The sequence below is a fragment of the Bradyrhizobium sp. Rc3b genome (genome assembly GCF_900114915.1).
Lineage (GTDB): Bacteria > Pseudomonadota > Alphaproteobacteria > Rhizobiales > Xanthobacteraceae > Bradyrhizobium.
The window spans coordinates 614,677-635,371 of the sequence record NZ_FOUS01000002.1 but is presented as its reverse complement, the minus strand read 5'-3'; the positions used below and the strand labels follow the sequence as shown (position 1 = coordinate 635,371).

Here is a 20,695-nt window from a genome sequence, read left to right as displayed (position 1 = left end):
AGAAGTTTCAGGCGAACGGGCTTGATCGGCAGGCCCCACTCCGTCCTGCGGATGATCTCTCTAGCGATGCCTCGCACCTCCTGAGATCACGCTACGGCGTGATGATATCCAGCCTGTCCCGCGACGGGAGCGTTGCCTTGAAGGCCCGAAGCGCGGCGTCAACCGCCGCCGCATCGGCCAGCGGCGTGCGGTAGAAATCGACGTTCTGACGCGACAAGGTTACGCTTCTCGTTTGGAGCACGGCGACCTTCGTCCAGCTCGATGGCACGCCTTTCTCGAACCAGCCCTCGTAAATCATGACGAGACCGACGTCGTGATCGTGGGCAAGGGCCGCCATCTCTGCCGGCCCATAATCTCCCGCCATTCTCGCCTTGCGCACCTGCTCCGAACCAAGGCCCCAGAGATCGAGCGTATAGTTGGTATTGCGATATGCAACCAAGCCGAGATCGTTGACCCCAACCGCATCTCTGTAAAACGATTGGGCGAAACGAGCCATCTGGTATTGCTGCTCGTAGATATCGCTTGCGCCTAGCGGCGAGACCACTGCCGCTGTCATGTAGGGAATCGCCGCGGTGCCGAGCCCGAAGACCACGCCGACCTTCACACGAGACCATTGCAGCGCAGAGAGCCGTGGCTTGAGTTGTGCGATGCCCCACAGCAACGCGGCTGCCGCGAGAGCCATGATGTATACCTCATACCGATTGAACCAACCGTATTGACCGCACACCAGATGGGCTCCGGCGGCAACAAGAACAGCCAGAAGGACGATCAGTACCTTGCGATCGGCGCGTAGCAGACTGGCGCACCAGGCAACAGCGAGACCGAGTGCGATGAGCCGCAATCCATACGACGTCATCACGCTCCGCAGCATGTTTCTGACGATAGCGGGTAGCTCGCTCGCGGGCTGATCAAGAGTCGTCAGATAGCCTTTCAACAAGACGGAGCTCGGCAGCAACGGCAGGCCACGCGAGGCCATGAGAACGGCATAGCCCGATAGAGTGACGACAATGACTAGCGCTGCGCCGGCCGCGAAGCGGCGCTGGTCCAGCAGCGTGAACGCCGCGATTGCGGCACCGGCGAATGCGATCCCTTCGAAGCGGATGAGCGGAAGCAGCACCAGGGCGAGGAAATGGAGTGATGTTGGTGCGAACCCGCGCGCAGCCGCCACGAGACCAGCAAAGGTCACGATTGAGGCCCAGACGTGAATACTGTGCTCCATGCCGGTCATGGGCAGCGCGACGGCGCTGACACTGAAGATGAGGAGCAGCGCGATCACGCAAGCGAACGGAAGCTCGCCCACACCATCGAACAGGCCATTCGCCTCCAAGAGGCGTGTGATAGCCAAGATCGCCGCACCTGCGGCTGCAGCGTTGATCAACAACGGACCAAATGCACCGAGATGAAGCGCTTCGGTCAGAGCCAGACAATATGGCCAGATGATCGATGAGCTAGGCGATGAATATTCCCCGGCGTTGATCCCATATCCGCCGGACAGGATCTGGTCGGCGACCGCAAGGTGGATATACGCATCGTCGAGCGTGAAGAAGAGCCTGAAGTCGCACAGCGCCAGGACTGCGATGATCTCCATCGCAAGCAATCCCAGCCAAACGAGTATGGCTGCAGTTGAGGGTTGAATCCAGGTATCGGCACCCAATTGTCCCGACGACGCCCTGCCTGTCTTGTCGGGGCAATCGCATTGATCGACGACAGCCATCACACTCCCCTGTCAGTCGCTCGATCACGATTGACGCCTTGCCGGGGTCCATTCCCACATCCTGCGGTTTATCTTAGCCTTCCTAACAGTCGGTGACTGCAAGGCTTGAAATTCAGGTTTCCCTTGGGCAGTCGCAGAGGTAAAGGTTTGGAACTAGGGAACGCTGCTCCGCTAGGCCGCTTGGGTCATTTGCGATGATGGGGCGCGTTTCCGCGATGTACACGACAAACGGAGCTGACGGCGGTTCCTTGAGAGGCGTCGGGCAAAACACCCGGTCAAGCCCAACGCGCAAAAATATTCCACTTTCCCGAATTTCGGATTTGTGGCATATGCGCCTCATCCCGGCCCTGCCAAAGGGGCGCTTCGCGATCGTCACGAGATGCGGGCCGGGTGGCGGTGGACGCGGTAGCGCCGGCGCGATCAGCCTGATGACAGGGCGGGCAACCGTGAGTCTTCAGGGGACGCGATACGACCCGGCGCGGTCACAGCGGTTTCGTCGATGCCTGGGGGCGAGCACACGCAAGCTTCCGGATATTCCGGCGGGATCGTCCGCGGACGGAGAAGTCGTGTGGTCCTGACGCCCGGGGTCTGTGCGTCAAGGCTTGCGGTGATGCGGCGGTCCGACCGGGCACTGCATCGATCATTCCCGCAAGGCGACGGGGGCAATAGTGCATCGCTCCCCGGGGAGAGCACGAAGGACACCGTTAAAACCAGCCGCGCAGGGAAGGCCGGGCGACCGGCATCACCTGTGGTCCACCCCGTGTGCATCTTCGTCGCGCACGGACTTGCGGGTGCCGCCGGCGCCCGGCCTTCCCTGCGCCCTTTGGTCTTCATGGGGCGCGACGACAGCAAGCCTCGGGCGAAATGCGCCGCGAGAATGGGAAGCCGTGTCTGCGAGTTACGAAAGCCGATCGAGCGCGATCTATTTGCCCCATACTCGTCATTGCGAGTGCCCCCACTGTCACGCACCTTTCGCCCCGTCACTGGAACCGTCAGCCCGAGCGGCTCGCACGGTCGGGCGAAGGCGACGGTGTGACTTTCACCGGCTCTGGCTGTCTCGGCGCCCGCAGCGGCTCCGGAACCGGGGGGCGCTCCGATGGTTGCGGCGGAACCTGGAGCTCGGCGAAGCAGTAACGCCCAGGAAAATGCCTGATCTCGCGCCGGAACGAATGCGCTGCGAGCCCAATTCAAGCCACATCCTCTCCGGATTTGCGGCTCATTGCCACCCAAGTCTTTGATGACAAAGGGCTGGTTGAGAGTTGCGTCATGCGTAACCGGGAGACCAGGATGGGCAACCGCACCGCAAAATTCGTATCCGCGCTGGTCGGCAGCATCATTGCCGGCGCACCACTGGCTGCCGTGTCGCAGAATGCGCCGGCGCCATCGAGCACAGCCAACGCGGCCGCCGACTGCCTCGCCTCGCCGAAGGGTGCCGCGCCGCAGGGGCAACACTGGTACTATCGTCTCGACCGCACCACCAAGCGGCAATGCTGGTATCTGCGCGCCGCAGGCGGCAAATCCTCCCAGACCGCGCAGGCGACGACCGACGCACCCGAGGCGGATTCAGCCGCGCCGCAAACGATGCAGAACGCGCGCGCCGAATACATCGCTCCGCAGACGAGTGCCGCACCTGGCATGCCCAACACGAGCGCGCCCGCGCCCGCCGCAACCAATGCGCAGCCGGTCGCCCAGCAACCACCAAGCGGCGCGCCCGAGACCAACGCGCAGCAGCCGGCCGTGACCGCGCGCTGGCCCGAGACCTCCCCGGCCTCCGCCGCGCCCGCCCCGCGGCCAGCTCCCGTTGCGGCCACCGCACCACCAAGCGCGAAGCCGACAAAGCCTCCCGCGCCGATGGCGCTGGCCGGGCCAGACGGCACCGCCGACAAGCCGGCCGGCTCGGTGCAGATGCTGCTGCTCGTGATCGGCGGCGCGCTGGCGCTCGCCGGCATCCTCGCCAGCATCATCTACCGCTTCGCCGGCGGACGCGTACGCGTCCAGGCCGCCGTCGACCGCCGCGGGCATTGGGACGATTGGGCGCCGCAGGACCAGGACGGAAGCCGCGCACCCTGGCTCGGTGCGGAGCCCGCCGTCACGCCGCGCGCAAAGCAGGGCCCCGTCGACTTCGATGAAGTTCGGCCGCCGCAGACCGCGCAAATCGCAGCCTTCACCAGGGAGATCGGCAGGATCGCGGCGCAATCCGCGTCCATTCGCAACAAGGCCGCCGAACTCGACAAGGCCGACATCTTCAACGGAAAGTTCGAGATCGAGGCATCGCCCCCGCGGCTCGCAGCCAAGGACATCGGCGACGAAAAGGCCGTCGATCACCATGAAGATGCGCCGGTAGACGCGCAGGCCGGAGAGGCCGTCGACGTCGACGTGATCACCGCGATGCTGGAACGGCTGGCGAAGCAAGGGCCGCGGCTGCCGCAGCCTAGCCCTGCAGCTGCCCTTGCAAACCTCGCACGAAGCCAACGAGGCCAATCCGCCGCTCGCGCTTGAGGCGCTCGGCTTTCAGGATCGACTGCACCTCGGCAAAGGCCTCGTCGACGTCGTGGTTGATCACGATGTAGTCGTACTCGGCCCAGTGACTCATCTCGTGGCTGGCGCGGCTCATGCGCTTGCGGATCACCTCGTCGGAATCCTGCGCGCGCGAGTGCAGACGCTTTTCGAGATCCGCCGCCGAGGGCGGCAGGATGAAGACGCTGACGACGTCGGCGCGGGCTTTTTCGCGCAGCTGCTGCGTGCCCTGCCAGTCGATGTCGAACAGCACGTCCTGCCCGGACGATAGCGCGGCTTCGACGGGGCCACGCGGCGTGCCGTAGCTGTTCTCGAACACGGTGGCCCATTCCAACAGCTCGTCACCTTTCACCATCGCCTCGAAGCGGGGCTTGTCGACGAACAGATAATCCTTGCCGTTGACCTCGCCCGGCCGCATCGGGCGCGTGGTCGCGGACACCGACATTTTCAGGCCGGACATCCGGTCGATCAAAAGACGCGACAGCGTCGTCTTGCCCGCGCCCGAGGGCGAGGACAGCACGAACATCAATCCGCGCCGCTCGACACCGTCAGTTCCGTGACCGCCGCTCGTCATCGATCACTCCAGATTCTGGACCTGCTCGCGGAACTGCTCGACCACGTTCTTCATGGCGAGGCCCGTATTGGTCAGCTCGATGTCGTTCGACTTCGAGCAGCAGGTGTTGACCTCGCGGTGAAACTCCTGCGCCAGGAAGTCGAGCTTGCGGCCGATCGGGCCGCCCTTGCCGATCAGCTCGCGCGCCTGCGCGATGTGGGAAGCAATGCGGTCGAGCTCCTCGCGGATGTCGGCCCTGGTGGCGATCAGAATCGCCTCCTGCATCAGGCGGTCGGAATCGAAACGGTCAGAGGTGTCGAGCAGGCTCGCGATCTGCTCGGCGAGCCTCGCCTTGATCGCCTCCGGCTTGCGCCCCGGTGCGACTTCGGCTTTCTTCGCGAGTTGCTCGACCTCGTCGACCCGCTGGGTCAGGATCTGCCCGAGCGAAGTGCCCTCGCGCTTGCGCATCTCGACGAGATCGGCGAGCGCCTTGTCGAAGGCTTCGGCTGCGGCAGCGCGCGCGGCCTTGTCCTCCTCCTCGTCGCCCTCGGGCTCGGCAACCTCGACGACGCCCTTGATGGCGAGCAGGCCGTCGATGCTCGGGGCCACCGCATCGACCTTGCCGGCGATGACGGCGGCGGCCTTGAGCACGGCGTTGAGCACGTCCTCGTTGACGCGAACGGTGGCCGCAGCGTTGGCGCGCTTGACGGTGAGATTGGCATAGACGGTGCCGCGCGACAGCAGCTCGCCGGCGCGTTTCTTGGCGTGGGCCTCGAGCTCGTCAAACCCCTGCGGCAGCCGCACCCTGAGGTCAAAGCCCTTGGCGTTGACCGACTTCAATTCCCATTCGAACGTATACGGCCCGCTTGCGCCGTGGCATCTCGCAAAGCCGGTCATGGACGACAGCGCCATCAGGTCAAATTCTCCAGAAACACGGGATTCGCGAGGCATCAAGCCACGCGAATCTTAAGACTATTTTGCAGGAAAGTGGAATCCGCAAAGCCGGCGAGCAGGTCTGCAACGCGCCTAGCGCTGGACCACCGGCGGCGAGGGTTGCACCGCGCCCTGCCGCGCCGGTGCTGGAGCTGCGGGGCGCGCCGCCGGCGGCTTTTTCTGCTGGTTGGGCCGGGCCGGCGTGGTCGCCGTCGGCGTATCGGCGGCTCCGGGCGCGACGGCAGCGGGCGGTGGCGCATCCTCGGCCGGCTCCACCGTGTCGTTCTGGATCTGCTTTTCCATGGCGCGGAGCTTGGCGACGTTCTTCTGATGCGCGTCGTAAGTCTCGGTGAAGGCGTGCCCGCCGGTGCCGTCGGCGACGAAATAGAGGTCGCGGGTGCGGGCCGGGTTGGCGGCGGCCTCCAGCGAGGCGCGGCCGGGATTGGAGATCGGGCCCGGCGGCAGGCCCTCGATCACATAGGTGTTGTAGGGCGATGGCTGCGTGATCTCGCTGCGCTTGATCGGCCGGCCCAGCGTGCCCTTGCCGCCGACGAGGCCGTAGATGATGGTCGGATCGGACTGCAGCTTGATCCGCTGCTTCAGGCGGTTGACGAACACCGCGGCGACGCGGCTGCGCTCGTCGGGCTTGCCGGTTTCTTTCTCGACAATGGAAGCCAGCGTCACCAGCTGCTCCGGCGACTTGACCGGAATGTCCTGATTGCGGCGTTCCCAGATCTCGGCGAGCACGCGCTTGTGCGCCTGCTGCATGCGCTGGACCACCTGCTCGCGCGGGGTGCCGCGCGGGAATTTGTAGGTCTCGGGCAGCAACGTGCCCTCGCGCGGCAGCTCGCGCACGCTGCCGGTGAAGATGTCGTTGTCGGACAGGCGCGCCACGATCTGCTCGGAGGTGAGCCCTTCCGGAATCGTGACGGCGTGCTGCACCACCTTGCCCTCGACGATGGTGGCGATGACGTCGCGGAGCGAGGCGTTCTTCTGGAACGAATATTCACCCGGCTTGAGGTCCGAGCTCGCCTTCAACGCGGCAACGCTGGCGATGAACACCCACGGGTTGATGTCGGTCACGCCTTCCCGGTTCAGCGTCTCGGCGATGTCGCGCTTGCCCGCGCGCTGGGGAATGTTGACGATCTTGTCATCCTTGAGCGGCCCGGGCGCCTCGAGCACCTGCCGGCCGTAATAATAGACGCCGCCGGCGCCGAGCATGGCGATCAGCAGGAGGGTGATGATGGCGTTGCCGACGATCACGAAGGGATTGCGCGCACGGTCCGATCGCTTCGGCGGCGGCGGGACCTGCTCGGGCTCGAGCGCTGCCCGCGGACTCCGGGGCGAAATGGGCGGCCTTTCACTCATCGAAACAACCTGAATCCTGCCGGTTCAATCGCGGCCCGACAATCGCTTGCCCTGCCAAATGCACGCGCCCACTTCCATGACTATCGCCGAATACGGCAAAACGGTGGATTCGTCTCAAACTTAAACTAACTGGCGAGGCGCCGCACGATCACCGACGCATTGGTACCGCCAAAACCAAACGAGTTCGACAAGGCGACGTTGACCTCTCGCTTCTTCGCCGTATGCGGCACGAGATCGATCGCAGTCTCCACCGACGGATTGTCGAGGTTGATCGTCGGCGGCACGACATTATCGCGAATCGCGAGAATGGCGAAAATCGCCTCGATCGCACCCGCCGCACCCAGGAGATGGCCCGTCGACGATTTGGTCGAGGACATCGCAACCTTGGAGGCAGCATTGCCGAGCAGACGCTCGACGGCACCGAGCTCGATCTCGTCGCCGAGCGGCGTCGAGGTGCCGTGCGCGTTGATGTAGTCGAGATCGGAGGCGGTGAGGCCAGCGCGCTTGAGCGCGGCCGACATACTGCGGAAGCCGCCATCGCCATCGGGCGACGGCGAGGTAATGTGATAGGCATCACCCGAAAGACCGTAACCGATCACCTCGGCGTAGATCCTGGCGCCACGGCGCCGGGCGTGCTCGAGCTCTTCCAGCACGAGGACGCCGGCGCCCTCGCCCATCACGAAACCGTCGCGGTCCTTGTCGTAGGGACGCGAGGCCTTTTCGGGTGTCTCGTTGAAACCGGTCGACAGCGCGCGCGCGGCGTTGAAGCCGGCAATGCCGATGCGGCTGATCGGCGATTCGGCGCCGCCGGCGACCATCACGTCGGCGTCGCCCAGCGCGATCAGGCGGGCGGCATCGCCGACGGCGTGCGCACCGGTCGAGCAGGCCGTGACCACCGAATGGTTCGGCCCCTTCAGCCCGTGCGCGATCGAGACGTAGCCGGAAGCCAGGTTGATCAGGCGGCCCGGAATGAAGAACGGCGACACCCGGCGCGGTCCGCGCTCCTTGAGCAGGATCGCGGTCTCGGCAATGCCGTTGAGGCCGCCGATGCCCGATCCGATCATGGTGCCGGTCGCGCATTTGTCCTCTTCGGTCTCGGGATGCCAGTTGGCATCGTCGAGCGCCTGGCCGGCGGCGGCCATGCCGAAGATGATGAAGTCGTCGACCTTGCGCTGGTCCTTCGGCTCCATCCACTTGTCGGGATTGAAGGTATCGTTGCTGCCGTCGCCGCGCACGACCGTGCAGGCGTATTTGGTCTGAAGATCGGAGACATCGAAGCTCTCGATCCTGCGCGCACCACTCTCGCCGTTGAGGATGCGCTTCCAGGTTGGCTCGACGCCGCAGCCGAGTGGCGACACCATGCCGAGACCAGTGACGACAACCCGCCTCATATCCGAAAACTCCGCATCGAAAGATTCACGGCCAATAACAAGAAACCGGCTGACCGCTGGGAAGCGGCCCGTCCGGTTTCAATGTTGTCCCCGCGAAAATGAAGAGCCTTAGCTCTTCGCGTTCTTCTCGAGAAACTTCGTGGCGTCGCCGACGGTGAGAATCGTTTCCGCAGCGTCGTCCGGAATCTCGCAACCGAATTCTTCTTCGAACGCCATCACCAGCTCGACGGTGTCCAGACTGTCGGCGCCGAGGTCGTCGATGAAGCTCGCGGCGTCGACAACCTTCTCGGGTTCAACACCAAGGTGTTCGACCACGATCTTCTTAACCCGTTCGCCAATGTCACTCATTGCATAACCTCGTGTTGTTCCCTGTAGACCCGACCCCCCGGGACGATACGAGCCGTCGTGGTCGTGTTACTTGCCTTCGCTTACGAACTTTGATTTGGCCCCATCCTAACCGATACAGGGCCCGGCGAACGACGGCCAAGGCTCCGCATCGCCAATATACAGGGTTTCAAAAACCTGCAATGGCGTTCTTTGCCCATCCGTTGAGCGTCCGGTTATCATACTTCAACTGCCTTGACTATAAGCCTCATTTCCCTCCGGAAACGGCCGTTTGCCGCATCCGCACAGCCCATGTGGGCAGTGCGGAACGAGCGCTTCAGATCATGGCCATGCCGCCGTTGACGTGAATGGTCTGGCCGGTGACGTAGGCTGCTTCGTTCGAACTCAGGTAGACGGCGGCCGCCGCGATATCCTCGGGCGTCCCCAGGCGGGCGGCCGGAACCTTGGTCAGAATCGTTTCGCGCTGCTTGTCGTTGAGCGCATCGGTCATCGGCGTCTTGATGAAGCCCGGTGCGATGCAGTTGGCGGTGACGCCGCGCTTGGCGTATTCGGCACCAAGCGTCTTGATCATGCCGATCAGGCCCGCTTTCGACGCCGTGTAATTGCCCTGCCCGGGATTGCCGGTGACGCCGACCACCGAGGTGATGGCGATGATGCGGCCGAAGCGCTTGCGCATCATCAGCTTGGTGGCGGCGCGCGCCAGCCGGAAGGTCGCGGTTAGATTGACGTTGATGACCTCCTCCCAATCCTCGTCACGGAGCTGCACGAAGAGATTGTCGCGGGTGATACCGGCATTGGCGATGAGGATGTCGACCTGGCCCATTGCCGCTTCCGCAGCGGGCACCAGCGCCTCGACCTCGTCGGCTTTGGAGAGATTGCAGGGCAGCACATGGGTGCGCTCGCCGAGCTTGCCGGCAAGCTCGTCCAGCACCTCCTTGCGCGTTCCTGATATCGCAACGGTCGCGCCCTGCGCGTGCAGCGCCTGCGCGATCGCGCCGCCGATACCGCCGGTCGCGCCGGTGACGAGCGCCTTTTTGCCAGTCAGATCGAACATCGAAAACTCCTCCAAAGCACGATCCGGAAAAGTGCGCAGCGGTTTTCCGAAGATCGTGCGTAAACTGAAAAACTCAAGCGCGACGAGAAATCGCGCTTTAGCCCTGCTTGGCAGCGGCCAATGCATCCTTGGCGGCGGCAATGTCGTTCGGGCCACCGACCGAAACGCCGACGGCGCCGTCCGCGATGCGCTTGACGAGACCGGATAGCACCTTGCCGGCGCCGATCTCGAAGAACCGGGTGACGCCCTGCCCCGCCATATAGGCAACCGACTCGCGCCAGCGCACGGTGCCGGTGACCTGCTCGACCAGGCGGCGACGGATCTCGTCGGGATCGGTGATGGCGCTCGCCAGCACGTTCGACACCAGCGGCGAAGCCGGGGCCTTGATCGTGACCTTCGACAGCGCTTCGGCCATGGCGTCGGCAGCGGGCTGCATCAGCTTGCAATGGAACGGGGCGGACACCGGCAGCAGCATCGCGCGCTTGGCGCCCTTGGTCTTGGCGATCTCGACGGCGCGATCGACCGCGGCCTTGTCGCCCGAGACGACAACCTGCCCGCCGCCATTGTCGTTGGCGGCCTGGCAGACCTGCCCCTGCGCCGCCTCCTTGGCGACCTCCATGGCGGCCTCGTAGTCGAGACCGAGCAGTGCGGCCATCGCGCCCGCGCCGACCGGAACGGCCTTTTGCATTGCGAGACCGCGGGTGCGAAGCAGGCGGGCGGTATCCGAGACCGTCAGACTGCCGGCCGCCGCCAGCGCCGAATATTCACCGAGCGAGTGGCCGGCGACGAAGGCCGCATCTCGTCCCACGGAAAATCCAGCCTCAGCCTCCAGCACGCGCAGGGTGGCGACGGACACCGCCATCAGCGCCGGCTGGGCGTTTTCGGTGAGCTGGAGGGTTTCGGCCGGACCATCCCAGATGATCGCCGTCAGCTTCTCCCCGAGCGCGGCATCGACCTCGTCGAACACGGCGCGCGCCACCGGAAAGGCATCGGCCAGGGCCTTGCCCATGCCGACCGCCTGGGAACCCTGCCCAGGAAATGTGAATGCAGCCGTCATCGGCGCTCCCTGCTTGTCGGACACGATCCCCGCGAGAACCGGCAGCCGATTACGCACGGCGTTAGGCCATGGTTCCGGATCGTGCTCCAAAGGGGGCCGTAGACACTGTCCGGGGCCGGACTGTCAAGCCGAGATGGGAACTTCGAGCAGCACTCAACTGGGGATGCGCCCCCTCAAAACCCACCGGCGGTCTGGTTGGCGTCGACCTCCGCTCCGGCCTGCGCACGGCGCGCGCTGCTCGCCAACTGCCCCGGCCGATCCTCCCTGTCAGGCTTTGCCGTCGCCAGCCGCAACACCGCCGCGTAGTTTGGCTGCACCTCCATGCGGCCGGCATGCCGGCTCTCACTCAGCAGGCGATGGACCTTCGGCAGATTGTAACAGGGCACGTAGAACAGCAGATGATGCTCGAGGTGATAATTGACGTAGTACGGCGCGATGAACAAGCGCTCGAGAACATTGGCATGCGTGGTGCGGGTGTTGCACAGGGGATCGCTGCTGTCGGGGACGACGGCATGCTCTGCAATGTTGCGGATGCGGGTGATGACCATCATCCAGGTCAGGAGCGGCACCAGCCAGAGCAGCGGATAGGCCCACCATATGCCGGCCGCCGCGAGCGCGGCGAACATCGCGGCGTTGAGCAGGCATTGCGGACCTAGCTTGTCCCAGAAATGCGCCAGACGCTGCCGCCACGGCCAGTCCTTCGGACCGAGCCCATTGAGCAGCTGCGCCTTGCGCTGCTGGTAGCCGGTCTGCCCGGTGATATCGCGAATGAACTTGCGGCGATAGCTCAGCTTCGTAATCGGAAACGGTGCCGACAGCACGAGATCGGGATCATCCTCCTGCTGCGTGCGCGCATGGTGCTGCAGGTGGTAACGCCGGTAGCTGCGCGTCTCCGCAAACAGCGGATAGGCACAGAGCCACTGGCTCAGGGCCAGATTGGTTTTCTCGTCGGCGGACAGGCAGCCATGTGCGCCATCATGCATCAGGATCGCAAGGCCCAGTTGGCGCGAGCCGATGATTGCAACGGCAAGGACATAGGTGACCGGATTGGGCCACCACGCGACCAGGGCGATCGCGCCAATGATCAGCGCCCAGGCGTGCACGATCAGAGCAACACCTTTCCAGGTCACACGCTCTCGCACGTCGGCAAGCTGGTCGTCGGTCAGGAAATCGCGGGCACGCATGCGAAGAGCGGTCATGGCCTAGCCTTCCTCGTTCGAATTGCTTGATGCCTCGCGGCCCTCGACAAGACGCAGGCGCGCTGCGTCATCAGATTTCGCTTGCTCGCCCAGCACGCGCAGCATCTCGGCACAGAGCGCCTCGGGCGAACGGCCCATGGCGTAGCCTTCGAGAATGACGCCGATAGCGACGGCCCAGAACCGCCGCGAGCTTTCGTCGGGCGCGCGCAGGGAGCGCCAGCCGTGCCGCGCCACCTGGCTCGCATAGGCGCGCGCGCCTTCGCCGTGCAGGCGCTCGATCGTGCGCTCGACGAGCGGTGCAAGATCCTGGCGGCGCCGCGTCAATGTCAGCGCCTCGGCGAAGAAAGCCACCGAATCGCTCGCCGTCACGGTCTCCGCCAGCGCATGCGTGTATTCCCGTGGCGTGCGCGCCTTCAGCGCCGCCTGCTCGGTCGCACGCGCCAGATACAAGAGGTCGCGGCAGGCGCATTCGACGAACAGCGCCTCCTTGGTGCGGAAGTAGTAGGTGATCTGGCTTGGGAAGGCGTCCGCGGCGGCCGCGATGTCGGTGATCGCCGTGCCCGACAGCCCGCGCTCCCGGAACAGCGGACTTGCTGCATCCAGCAGCAGTGAGCGCATCTTGCGGCCGGCCGACCGTGTGGCCCGCGCAGCGTGCTTCGGATCACCCGCCGACGCCTCAAGCGGAGCCTGGACCGATTCACCCGCCATCAGCACCTCCCGATCCATTATTTGTATGACATACAAACAAATAGGTCAAGCTGGTACGGGAGGGTGGTTTGGACGCGCCTGTCAGCACCGTCTGGCCGAAAACGAGGCGCTCCAACCTTGCCAAGTCAGCCAAAATCCGTATAAGGCGCGCATCCGCAGACCCCGGCCGGGAGCTGAACGGACGGTCTCAGCAAGTCATTCGTGATTTTGGTGTGGCAGGGCCAGTCGGCCCGTCGTCCCGTGTTTCCGCCTTCTGAGCTTAATCCCAGAGTCCTTTCCGAAGGCCTCTTAAGGGCTTGACGCCGGGCGATGCGCCAACATGAGGAAAGGACCACCATGGCTCTTTATGAGCATGTCTTTCTCGCGCGTCAGGACGCGAGCACGCAGCAGGTCGAAGAGCTGACTGCGCAGATGACCGGTATCGTCGAGGGTCTCGGCGGCAAGGTCACCAAGACCGAGAATTGGGGCGTACGCTCCCTCACCTACCGCATGAACAAGAACCGCAAGGCGCACTTCGTGCTGCTCAACATCGACGCGCCGTCCGCGGCGATCGCCGAGATCGAGCGCCAGGAGCGCATCAGCGAAGACGTGATCCGCTATCTCAGCGTCCGCGTCGAGGAACTCGAGGAGGGCCCGTCCGCGATGATGCGCAAGGCCGACCGTGACCGCGAGCGTGACGATCGTGGCGGCGGCTTCCGCGGCGAGCGTGAAGGCGGCTTCCGCGGTGACCGCGAGGGTGGTTTCCGTGGTGGCGATCGTGAAGGCGGTGGCTTCCGTGGCGACCGCGGCCCGCGCCGTCCACGCGAAGAAGCTGAAACCACCACGACGGATGGGGAGTAAGAACAATGGCTGAAGCTGGTGCACGCCGCCCGTTTTTCCGTCGTCGCAAGAGCTGCCCGTTCACGGGCGCCAATGCTCCCAAGATCGACTACAAGGACTCCAAGCTCTTGATGCGTTACGTCTCCGAGCGCGGCAAGATCGTGCCGAGCCGCATCACCGCGGTGTCTGCGAAGAAGCAGCGTGAGCTCGCCCGCGCCATCAAGCGCGCGCGGTTCCTGGGCCTGTTGCCCTACGTCATTCGCTGATACGACCAATTCGACCGGCGGCGCCAAGCCGCCGGTCGCGACTTTTCTGAACTCATAAGGCTTCCGGATCGTCCGGTCGCCGATGGTTGGGGCGAGATGCCTCTAACCGCTCGTTTGAGCGACAAGAATTTTCCTCAATAAAATCAACGCACATGTTGCCACCGGTTCACGCTCCGTACCGGGTTTTTCGGACCGTTTCTGCTACGAAACTGCTACAGCTGGCCTCCGGCTCTGCCAGCACTGCCCATCCCCTCCGACGCCTGACCGTGAAGAGAAGCCTCGGCCCTACAGCGCTCCCGCTGCGCCTCCTGCAACTCATTCCGGCACAGCGTCGGGTCGCCACCAACTAAAAGGGGCTCCGCCATGGAGCCCCTTTGCGCATTTGACAAGCTCAGGCGACTGCCAGCCTCAGGCGATGCCGGTTGCCTCGCGAAGCGATTTCAAAGCGAGCCCATCGATAAACACCTTGCAATCATCCCAGGCGCCAGCGCGTCCACCGTCGGGCCAGTCATCATCATTCCAGCAAACCAGGCGCGCCGATTTGTCGCCGGTGAGGTTGCGCAACGCTCGCGTGATGCCCTTGCCATAGCTGGAAGAGAACTCGGTCCAGCCTCCGGCGGCGGCATCGCTTATGCCGAAGATCCGGCGCATCTCACCCCAACTAATCTCACCGCCGTTGACAGCGATCTGCTTCAGAAACTGAACGCTCTTTGCGTCGATCCTGGAGAGAAGATCCTGAGTCTGAACCACGGTGATGGGCGTGCTACGGGGAACACCCTCGACGGCGCGTGCGCCACCAAGGAGCTTTGCAAGAACGGCTTCGTTAAGCTGCATATTGACGAACGAGAGCCCGTCGATCTTAATTTCAATCTGCATGGCGACTCCAAGCGCTTTGTGGAACTGGCGGGCGGTGTCTTTGAGCAAAAAGGGTCACCGCCGTCAGGACTGCCAACTGAAGCAGGTAAAGCCATAAGATGCACACTTAACAGTTTTAAGCAAGAAAAACGACCGATGTAGCTGACCTGACCTGACTGAGGTGCCATAATACCATAGGCAACCAGGTGCGAGCCATTCTTGACGCATTGGATCGCCGAGCCCGGATGGTGATTTGGTCGGGGAATGCCCAGATGGAAGCCGGGTGGTTCGGTCGCGTGGGGCTTGGGCACTCCTATTTCCCGACTCGCCTTAACCGATCATAATAACTGCGGGGCTGTGGGAAACTTCGAATGAAACGGATGGGGAGGATCGGTCACTGTCTGTCGGTGACTTTTGGTGCGTTACTTGGGACCTTTGCATTCCTGACTTTAGGCGTGATCGTCTCAGCGAAGCCAGTTCGAGAAGCCATACTCTCCGCTCATGGCGTCCTGGTTTCCTCGAAACCGCTGGAGCTTACCGCCGAGCAGAGCGCGATGATTGCCGATCTGCTCCAGAAAGGCGCGCTGATTTCCTCGAATGATTTGCTTACAAATGTCAGCGCGTTCTACTCGACGATGATTCAGGTCCTCATTGCAACGTTCTTTGTCTTCGGCGCCCTAAGCTATTTTGCAGTTCAAGCAAATGCCCGGCGACAGATCGAGGACGTCTCCGACTCCCTAATAACGAAGACCGTGACCACGCATTTCAACTCCGTGCCGTTCGACAAACACATCGGCTCAAAGATTGACCTTTCGGTTCAACTTGAAATGGAATCGATTGAGGATCGATTGGTGGACCTGGAGCAGGCATCGGTCCGAATACGCGAACTGGAAAATCGAGTGCAGGAGCTAATTGAAAAACGGGCTCCTGCAGAGAAAGAAGAGTGATGGCGATACTTAGACGCAACATTGTTGCACCACGACCTCCTGCCGAATACTCGGCCGACATCGCAGCCCGGGATGCACATCGTATTGCCCAAAGTCGCGGCTTGAGAGGAATTCCATTCGATGTCGAGGGGCTCGCAACATCGGTCGGCATACAAGTCGAGTACTTGCCGCTCGCGGATGACATTTCAGGGTTTCTACGGCGCAGGAATGGCGAATGGCTGATCGGTGTTAACTCACTGCATCACCGAAACCGCCAGCGATTCACGTTGGCACATGAGTTGGGTCACTATTTTCTACACCGGGATATCGGAAACTTCGAAGATCGAGCTTTGTTTCGGAGGGAACTGCAATACGATCGCCGTGAAAGCGAGGCGAATGCTTTTGCGTCGAAATTGCTTATGCCGGAAACCGAATTTCGGACGGTGGTCTTAGCTCAGCGCGCAAGTTTGGAAACACTTGCGCGGCACTTTGGAGTGTCTCCAGCAGCCGCAAAGTTCAGAGCAGAAGCGCTCGGCGAAGAGCGAATTGTTGGATGAGCTTGGATCCAATCTATATCCCAAATCTGAAGACCTCTGACTCAGAGCTGAGAGCATTGCGATACCTGAGCCAGGAGGTTCGGGATCGGATTTTACCTGCGTTTGAAATCACCCGCTCAAGGGTGACCAAGAAAGCTCCGCATGGCTCCGTTCATCGGCGAGCTGAACAATTAGTTGAAGCCTCTGGATTGTCTCGTTTCGTCCTTGACGTGACAACCGAGGCGGACCTGATGAATGAGGAAATGGAGGCGTTCTTCGACGAAACGAATGGTTACGCAAAATGGCGCAGCTTCGTAGCTTCGGCATTTTCCAGCAATGTGGTGCCGTGTCTTTTATATGTCGAGGGCGGCGATGAGGCCGAATTCAAGCGTCAGGTAGCAAAGTTCGCTGATGCTCACACCCAAATTGCCTTGAGGACCTCAGCCACCGATCGCGACGATGCCGCTCGCCTCTATCGATGGGCACTCGAAATAGTCGACAGGGATCGGATCATCATTATCGGCAGCCTCTATTTCCTGGAACAAGGTCTGCTTCCCGTATACGCGGATCGCTGTCGACAGTACCTAACAACCGTCATCGGAAACCAACCGTCCCATCTTGTGGCCTTCCCAGGCTCCTCCTTTCCCAAGGCGGTTGGCTCCGGAGAATATGGCGAAGACGATGGTGGTGAGTTCGAGGCGTTGGAGATTCCACTATTCCAGCAGCTGAAGTCCACCTATCGGAATATGCCACTCGTTTACTCGGACTATGCGGCTGTGCATCCAATCCGGTACCCCACCCGTGGCGGCACCTGGGTGCCGCGGATCGACGTCTTCGATGGCCAACGGTTTGCCTTTAGCCGATTGAGATCTGATGACGGCGGATATGCAGCGGCAGCGAGGAACATCGTTGGTTCGTATGGGAAGGCTTTACCCGACTGCTGGGGCAGCGAACAGATCAGAATGGCCGCGACGGGCGTGCTGCCGGGACGAAGCCCCTCCTATTGGATATCCGCCCGGATCAACATGTGGATCACGCAACGCGCATTCGACCTCAGCCTGGAGTAGCGCCCGCGCTCGGACTGACCGCTATCGAGATGAACGGAAGGCTCAGCCGACGCGCGCTTATTGAATTGCCGCCGCGCCCGCGAAAGCAGCTCGGTCATATCAAACTGGAATGGAATGCCCCCGCTCCTCATCGAGCGCAGGATACACTGATTCCGCGATCGCCATCCGCGGCGGCCTGCTTGCCCGCTGTCAGACCGTTTGCATGCCGCCAGCCCTGACGAAGCCGTCCACAACTACAACGCGCTTCTCCATCTTGTCGAGCGTCGATTATCACTATAGGCAGTGATGAACCACAGGGCTACGCGAGTCTATTGATGCACCCAGGAACGGCCGTCCGGCAGGATTGCATTGAAAAGCATGGATTGAGCGTAACCGATGCCGCTCGAATCCTGGGAGTCGATCGACAGACCCTCAGCAACTTGCTGAACTCCCGATCCGGCATCTCACCCGAGATGGCCGTCCGGTTAGAAAAGGCGTTTGGCACACCAGCCCGCGAATGGCTGATCCGGCAGCTTGATTACGAGCTGACCGAGGTGATGCGTCGGGCCAACAAGATCAAGGTCCAGCCTTTTCGCGCGTCGATGCATCGTGTCAACGAAGCGTCGCGGGGGGAAGTATGAACGCCGTCGAGATTGAGGAGGCAATATCCGCCCTCGCTGAGCAGCCGTTCGACGCAAAGGAGTTCCCTTTCGCGTTCCTTCAAGCCTTCGGCAACAAGGACACCACTCTCAAGCGCCTGCGGAAGGGCGAATCGAACAAATCCGACCTCGGAGGTGTCCTTCAGACCAACAACATTCACGTCGCTGTTGCTACGTCCGGCGAAGTCACCAAAACTCTCGCCGCGCTGAAGGCAAGCCCGGCGACAGCTAAGGCTAAGGCCAAGTTCATTTTGGCCACGGACGGAGACTCTTTCGAGGCGGAGGACCTGAACAGCGGCGAAACGCTTGCCTGCGCCTACCCCGACTTTCCCGACCATTTTGGTTTCTTCCTACCACTGGCCGGTATCACGACCGTCGAACAGGTTCGTGAAAGCTCCTTCGATATTCGCGCGACCAGTCGCCTGAATCGGCTTTACATTGAACTCCTGAAGGATAATCCCGATTGGGGAACGGCGGCGCGCGGCCACGACATGAACCACTTCATGGCGCGGCTGATCTTTTGCTTCTTTGCCGAAGACACAGACATTTTCCGCAAGGTCGATCTGTTCACCGACACGGTTGAGCAGATGAGCAAGAAGGATTCGTCTAACACCCATGAGGTGATCGGAACAATCTTCCGCGCCATGAATACCAAGGCCGAGGATCGCGCCGGCGCGAAGCTGTCCCGCTGGGCGGATGCCTTTCCCTATGTGAACGGCGGCCTCTTTTCGGGCAGCACGGACGTGCCGCGCTTCAGCAAGATCGCGCGTTCCTACCTAATCCACATCGGCAGGCTCGACTGGAAAAAGATCAATCCCGATATTTTCGGATCAATGATTCAGGCTGTAGCCGACGAGGAAGAGCGTGGCGCGCTGGGCATGCACTACACCAGCGTGCCCAACATCCTGAAAGTGCTGAATCCGTTGTTCCTTGATGACTTGGGGGGGCGGCTTGAGGAAGCAGGTGATAGTCCCCGCATGCTGCTGAACCTGCGCAAGAGAATATCGAAGATCAGGGTGTTCGATCCGGCCTGCGGCTCAGGCAACTTCCTAGTTATTGCCTACAAGGCGATGCGCGCCATAGAGGCCGAGATCAACCAGCGGCGCGGAGAGCCGGATTACCGTACCGAAATCCCGCTTACCAATTTTCGGGGCATCGAACTGCGCGATTTCCCCGCCGAGATCGCGCGTCTGGCTCTCATCATTGCGGAGTTCCAATGCGATGTGCTCTATCGCGGCCAGAAGGAAGCCTTGGCGGAGTTCCTCCCCCTCGACGCTCAGAACTGGATTACATGTGGCAATGCCTTGCGCCTCGATTGGCTCAGCGTCTGCCCTCCGACAGGTACCGGCGTAAAATTTCAGGCTGATGACCTGTTTCATTCACCACTCGATCAGGCGCAAGTCGATTTCGAAAATGAAGGCGGCGAGACCTACATCTGTGGTAACCCGCAGTTTAAGGGAGCCCGAAAGCAAACTAGAGCGCAGAAGGAGGATATGTCCTTTGTTTTCGGCGGAGGCAACGACTTCAAAGATTGTGACTACGTGACGGCTTGGTATCTGAAGGCGGCTCAATTCACCAAACGATGCCCTGCAATCTTCGCTTTTGTTTCCACCAGCTCCATCAGCGAAGGGGAGCAGGTCGCTCACCTCTGGTCTCGGCTATACGGTGATGGTTGTCACATCATTTTTGCCCACCAAGGATTCAAGTGGAGAAACAACGCATCCAACAATGCTGTTGTGCAATGTGTAATCATAGGCGTCGGAAGGTCCAAACCTTCACGTTGCGTTTTGTACGAAGGCGACACAAAGAGAGAGGTTGAATCCATTTCGCCGTACCTCATTGCCGGCGCAGAAATATATGTGCAGGCAAGAGATGGGGTCCTTTCGTCAGAACTGGATTCTATGGTTTCCGGTAGCATGGCTCGCGATGGCGGCCATCTAATCTTGACGTATGATGAAGCAAAAGACCTAATCGCTCAGCATCCCGCGGCAGCCCCGCTATTGCGAGGTCTGGTGGGCTCTCGGGAGTTGGTACACTACAGAAATAGAACGTGTCTTTGGATCGATGATGCGCTCTTGCCGATTGCGACGACGATCCCCGCGGTTGTTAGTAGGATCGAGAGCGTGCGATCCTTCAGAAAAGCCTCTTCCGCCAAGACCACCAATGGATATGCCGCGATCCCTCACAAATTTGCGCAGCGCGCGCACAAGAATGCTTTATCAATTGCAGTAGCGAAGACATCATCAGAAAACCGGGAGTATGTTCCGGCTGATGTCTTTGACGATAGCACAATCATCTCAGATCTAGCGTTCGCAACATACGCACCCTCGATGTGGGAACTTGCAGTCATCCTATCCAAGATGCACCTTGTGTGGATTGCCACTGTATGCGGTAAATTAGAAAGTAGGCTCCGGTACTCATCCACTCTTGGATGGAATACTTTCCCAATTCCTAAGCTCACCGAAAAGAATAAGGCCGATCTGACCAACTGCGCCGAAGGCATTCTCCTTGCGCGTGAGGCACTGTTCCCGTCAACCATCGCAGAGCTTTACGAAGCTGGAAGCATGCCCGCCGATCTTCGCGAAGCGCATGAACGCAATGACGAAGTGCTGGAACGTATTTATGTTGGGCGCCGCTTCCGCAACGATACCGAGAGATTGGAAAAGCTGTTTGAGCTGTACACGAAGATAATCGGCAGCCAAGGGATAACGAAAAGCAAGGTGGGAGCGAACGTGTGAGCGGGCAAGGT

Annotated in this window: 19 protein-coding genes; 8 read left to right on the top strand and 11 right to left on the bottom strand. The window is 61.6% G+C overall.

The window, feature by feature from the left end; translation table 11 throughout:
• Positions 1-91 precede the first annotated feature (91 nt).
• Positions 92-1,714 carry a DUF8728 domain-containing protein gene (locus tag BM190_RS06570; protein WP_244550606.1) on the bottom strand — a complete coding sequence of 541 codons (1,623 nt, stop codon included), beginning with the start codon at positions 1,712-1,714 and terminating at the stop codon, positions 92-94.
• A gap of 1,287 nt (positions 1,715-3,001) precedes the next feature.
• On the opposite strand from BM190_RS06570, the gene BM190_RS06560 reads away from it, so the two are divergent.
• Positions 3,002-4,213, top strand: coding sequence for a hypothetical protein (locus BM190_RS06560; protein WP_244550605.1), 1,212 nt, complete (start codon positions 3,002-3,004; stop codon positions 4,211-4,213).
• Here BM190_RS06560 and gmk read toward each other — a convergent pair.
• The 9 genes from gmk to BM190_RS06515 all read right to left on the bottom strand — a co-directional run bounded on the left by gmk (position 4,146) and on the right by BM190_RS06515 (position 12,839).
• Positions 4,146-4,805, bottom strand: a complete 660-nt coding sequence (gene gmk, locus BM190_RS06555; RefSeq protein WP_092252901.1) for a guanylate kinase — start codon at positions 4,803-4,805, stop codon at positions 4,146-4,148. The genes BM190_RS06560 and gmk overlap by 68 nt on opposite strands.
• Before the next feature lie 3 nt (positions 4,806-4,808).
• On the bottom strand, positions 4,809-5,696 hold the full coding sequence (locus BM190_RS06550; RefSeq protein ID WP_018317568.1) for a YicC/YloC family endoribonuclease: 888 nt from the start codon (positions 5,694-5,696) through the stop codon (positions 4,809-4,811).
• Positions 5,697-5,810: 114 nt separating this feature from the next.
• Positions 5,811-7,085, bottom strand: coding sequence for an endolytic transglycosylase MltG (gene mltG / locus BM190_RS06545; RefSeq protein WP_018317569.1), 1,275 nt, complete (start codon positions 7,083-7,085; stop codon positions 5,811-5,813).
• A gap of 125 nt (positions 7,086-7,210) precedes the next feature.
• Positions 7,211-8,476 (bottom strand): beta-ketoacyl-ACP synthase II, encoded by a 1,266-nt coding sequence (gene fabF, locus BM190_RS06540; RefSeq protein ID WP_092252899.1) that lies wholly within the window; start codon positions 8,474-8,476, stop codon positions 7,211-7,213.
• A 108-nt stretch (positions 8,477-8,584) separates the two neighbouring features.
• A complete protein-coding gene (locus tag BM190_RS06535) occupies positions 8,585-8,824 on the bottom strand; it encodes an acyl carrier protein (protein WP_008130699.1) in 240 nt (79 codons plus the stop codon).
• A 313-nt stretch (positions 8,825-9,137) separates the two neighbouring features.
• A complete protein-coding gene (gene fabG, locus BM190_RS06530) occupies positions 9,138-9,875 on the bottom strand; it encodes a 3-oxoacyl-[acyl-carrier-protein] reductase (protein ID WP_027557576.1) in 738 nt (245 codons plus the stop codon).
• Between the two features lie 97 nt (positions 9,876-9,972).
• Positions 9,973-10,932, bottom strand: a complete 960-nt coding sequence (fabD, locus tag BM190_RS06525; protein WP_026201874.1) for an ACP S-malonyltransferase — start codon at positions 10,930-10,932, stop codon at positions 9,973-9,975.
• A 173-nt stretch (positions 10,933-11,105) separates the two neighbouring features.
• Positions 11,106-12,131 (bottom strand): fatty acid desaturase family protein, encoded by a 1,026-nt coding sequence (locus BM190_RS06520; protein WP_092252897.1) that lies wholly within the window; start codon positions 12,129-12,131, stop codon positions 11,106-11,108.
• Positions 12,132-12,134: 3 nt separating this feature from the next.
• Positions 12,135-12,839 carry a TetR/AcrR family transcriptional regulator C-terminal domain-containing protein gene (locus BM190_RS06515; protein ID WP_092253091.1) on the bottom strand — a complete coding sequence of 235 codons (705 nt, stop codon included), beginning with the start codon at positions 12,837-12,839 and terminating at the stop codon, positions 12,135-12,137.
• 336 nt (positions 12,840-13,175) lie between these two features.
• Here BM190_RS06515 and rpsF point away from each other — a divergent pair, with 336 nt between their 5' ends.
• Both rpsF and rpsR read left to right on the top strand, forming a co-directional pair.
• Positions 13,176-13,679, top strand: a complete 504-nt coding sequence (gene rpsF / locus BM190_RS06510; protein ID WP_026201876.1) for a 30S ribosomal protein S6 — start codon at positions 13,176-13,178, stop codon at positions 13,677-13,679.
• Between the two features lie 5 nt (positions 13,680-13,684).
• The gene (gene rpsR, locus BM190_RS06505) at positions 13,685-13,924 is read left to right on the top strand and encodes a 30S ribosomal protein S18 (RefSeq protein WP_007592020.1); all 240 of its coding nucleotides are present in this window, start codon (positions 13,685-13,687) and stop codon (positions 13,922-13,924) included.
• 408 nt (positions 13,925-14,332) lie between these two features.
• On the opposite strand, the gene BM190_RS06500 is transcribed toward rpsR, so the two are convergent.
• Positions 14,333-14,848, bottom strand: a complete 516-nt coding sequence (locus BM190_RS06500; RefSeq protein WP_092252895.1) for a hypothetical protein — start codon at positions 14,846-14,848, stop codon at positions 14,333-14,335.
• Positions 14,849-15,150: 302 nt separating this feature from the next.
• On the opposite strand from BM190_RS06500, the gene BM190_RS06495 reads away from it, so the two are divergent.
• The 5 genes from BM190_RS06495 to BM190_RS06475 all read left to right on the top strand — a co-directional run bounded on the left by BM190_RS06495 (position 15,151) and on the right by BM190_RS06475 (position 20,684).
• The gene (locus BM190_RS06495) at positions 15,151-15,726 is read left to right on the top strand and encodes a hypothetical protein (protein ID WP_143109021.1); all 576 of its coding nucleotides are present in this window, start codon (positions 15,151-15,153) and stop codon (positions 15,724-15,726) included.
• A complete protein-coding gene (locus BM190_RS06490) occupies positions 15,726-16,262 on the top strand; it encodes an ImmA/IrrE family metallo-endopeptidase (protein WP_092252891.1) in 537 nt (178 codons plus the stop codon). Before BM190_RS06495 ends, BM190_RS06490 begins: the two co-directional genes overlap by 1 nt.
• Entirely contained in the window at positions 16,259-17,308 is a 1,050-nt protein-coding gene (locus BM190_RS06485; RefSeq protein WP_092252889.1) for a beta family protein, read from the top strand. Before BM190_RS06490 ends, BM190_RS06485 begins: the two co-directional genes overlap by 4 nt.
• Before the next feature lie 314 nt (positions 17,309-17,622).
• Positions 17,623-17,928, top strand: a complete 306-nt coding sequence (locus tag BM190_RS06480; protein ID WP_092252887.1) for a HigA family addiction module antitoxin — start codon at positions 17,623-17,625, stop codon at positions 17,926-17,928.
• A complete protein-coding gene (locus BM190_RS06475; protein WP_092252885.1) occupies positions 17,925-20,684 on the top strand; it encodes a class I SAM-dependent DNA methyltransferase in 2,760 nt (919 codons plus the stop codon). The genes BM190_RS06480 and BM190_RS06475 overlap by 4 nt, the downstream gene beginning before the upstream one ends.
• Positions 20,685-20,695: the final 11 nt, after the last annotated feature.

Coding starts and splice junctions, on each gene's coding strand:
- BM190_RS06570 (WP_244550606.1), bottom strand. CDS start 1,714: ATGGCTGTCGTCGATCAATGCGATTGCCCCGACAAGACAGGCAGGGCG.
- BM190_RS06560 (WP_244550605.1), top strand. CDS start 3,002: ATGGGCAACCGCACCGCAAAATTCGTATCCGCGCTGGTCGGCAGCATC.
- gmk (WP_092252901.1), bottom strand. CDS start 4,805: ATGACGAGCGGCGGTCACGGAACTGACGGTGTCGAGCGGCGCGGATTG.
- BM190_RS06550 (WP_018317568.1), bottom strand. CDS start 5,696: ATGGCGCTGTCGTCCATGACCGGCTTTGCGAGATGCCACGGCGCAAGC.
- mltG (WP_018317569.1), bottom strand. CDS start 7,085: ATGAGTGAAAGGCCGCCCATTTCGCCCCGGAGTCCGCGGGCAGCGCTC.
- fabF (WP_092252899.1), bottom strand. CDS start 8,476: ATGAGGCGGGTTGTCGTCACTGGTCTCGGCATGGTGTCGCCACTCGGC.
- BM190_RS06535 (WP_008130699.1), bottom strand. CDS start 8,824: ATGAGTGACATTGGCGAACGGGTTAAGAAGATCGTGGTCGAACACCTT.
- fabG (WP_027557576.1), bottom strand. CDS start 9,875: ATGTTCGATCTGACTGGCAAAAAGGCGCTCGTCACCGGCGCGACCGGC.
- fabD (WP_026201874.1), bottom strand. CDS start 10,932: ATGACGGCTGCATTCACATTTCCTGGGCAGGGTTCCCAGGCGGTCGGC.
- BM190_RS06520 (WP_092252897.1), bottom strand. CDS start 12,131: ATGACCGCTCTTCGCATGCGTGCCCGCGATTTCCTGACCGACGACCAG.
- BM190_RS06515 (WP_092253091.1), bottom strand. CDS start 12,839: ATGGCGGGTGAATCGGTCCAGGCTCCGCTTGAGGCGTCGGCGGGTGAT.
- rpsF (WP_026201876.1), top strand. CDS start 13,176: ATGGCTCTTTATGAGCATGTCTTTCTCGCGCGTCAGGACGCGAGCACG.
- rpsR (WP_007592020.1), top strand. CDS start 13,685: ATGGCTGAAGCTGGTGCACGCCGCCCGTTTTTCCGTCGTCGCAAGAGC.
- BM190_RS06495 (WP_143109021.1), top strand. CDS start 15,151: ATGAAACGGATGGGGAGGATCGGTCACTGTCTGTCGGTGACTTTTGGT.
- BM190_RS06490 (WP_092252891.1), top strand. CDS start 15,726: ATGGCGATACTTAGACGCAACATTGTTGCACCACGACCTCCTGCCGAA.
- BM190_RS06485 (WP_092252889.1), top strand. CDS start 16,259: ATGAGCTTGGATCCAATCTATATCCCAAATCTGAAGACCTCTGACTCA.
- BM190_RS06480 (WP_092252887.1), top strand. CDS start 17,623: ATGCACCCAGGAACGGCCGTCCGGCAGGATTGCATTGAAAAGCATGGA.
- BM190_RS06475 (WP_092252885.1), top strand. CDS start 17,925: ATGAACGCCGTCGAGATTGAGGAGGCAATATCCGCCCTCGCTGAGCAG.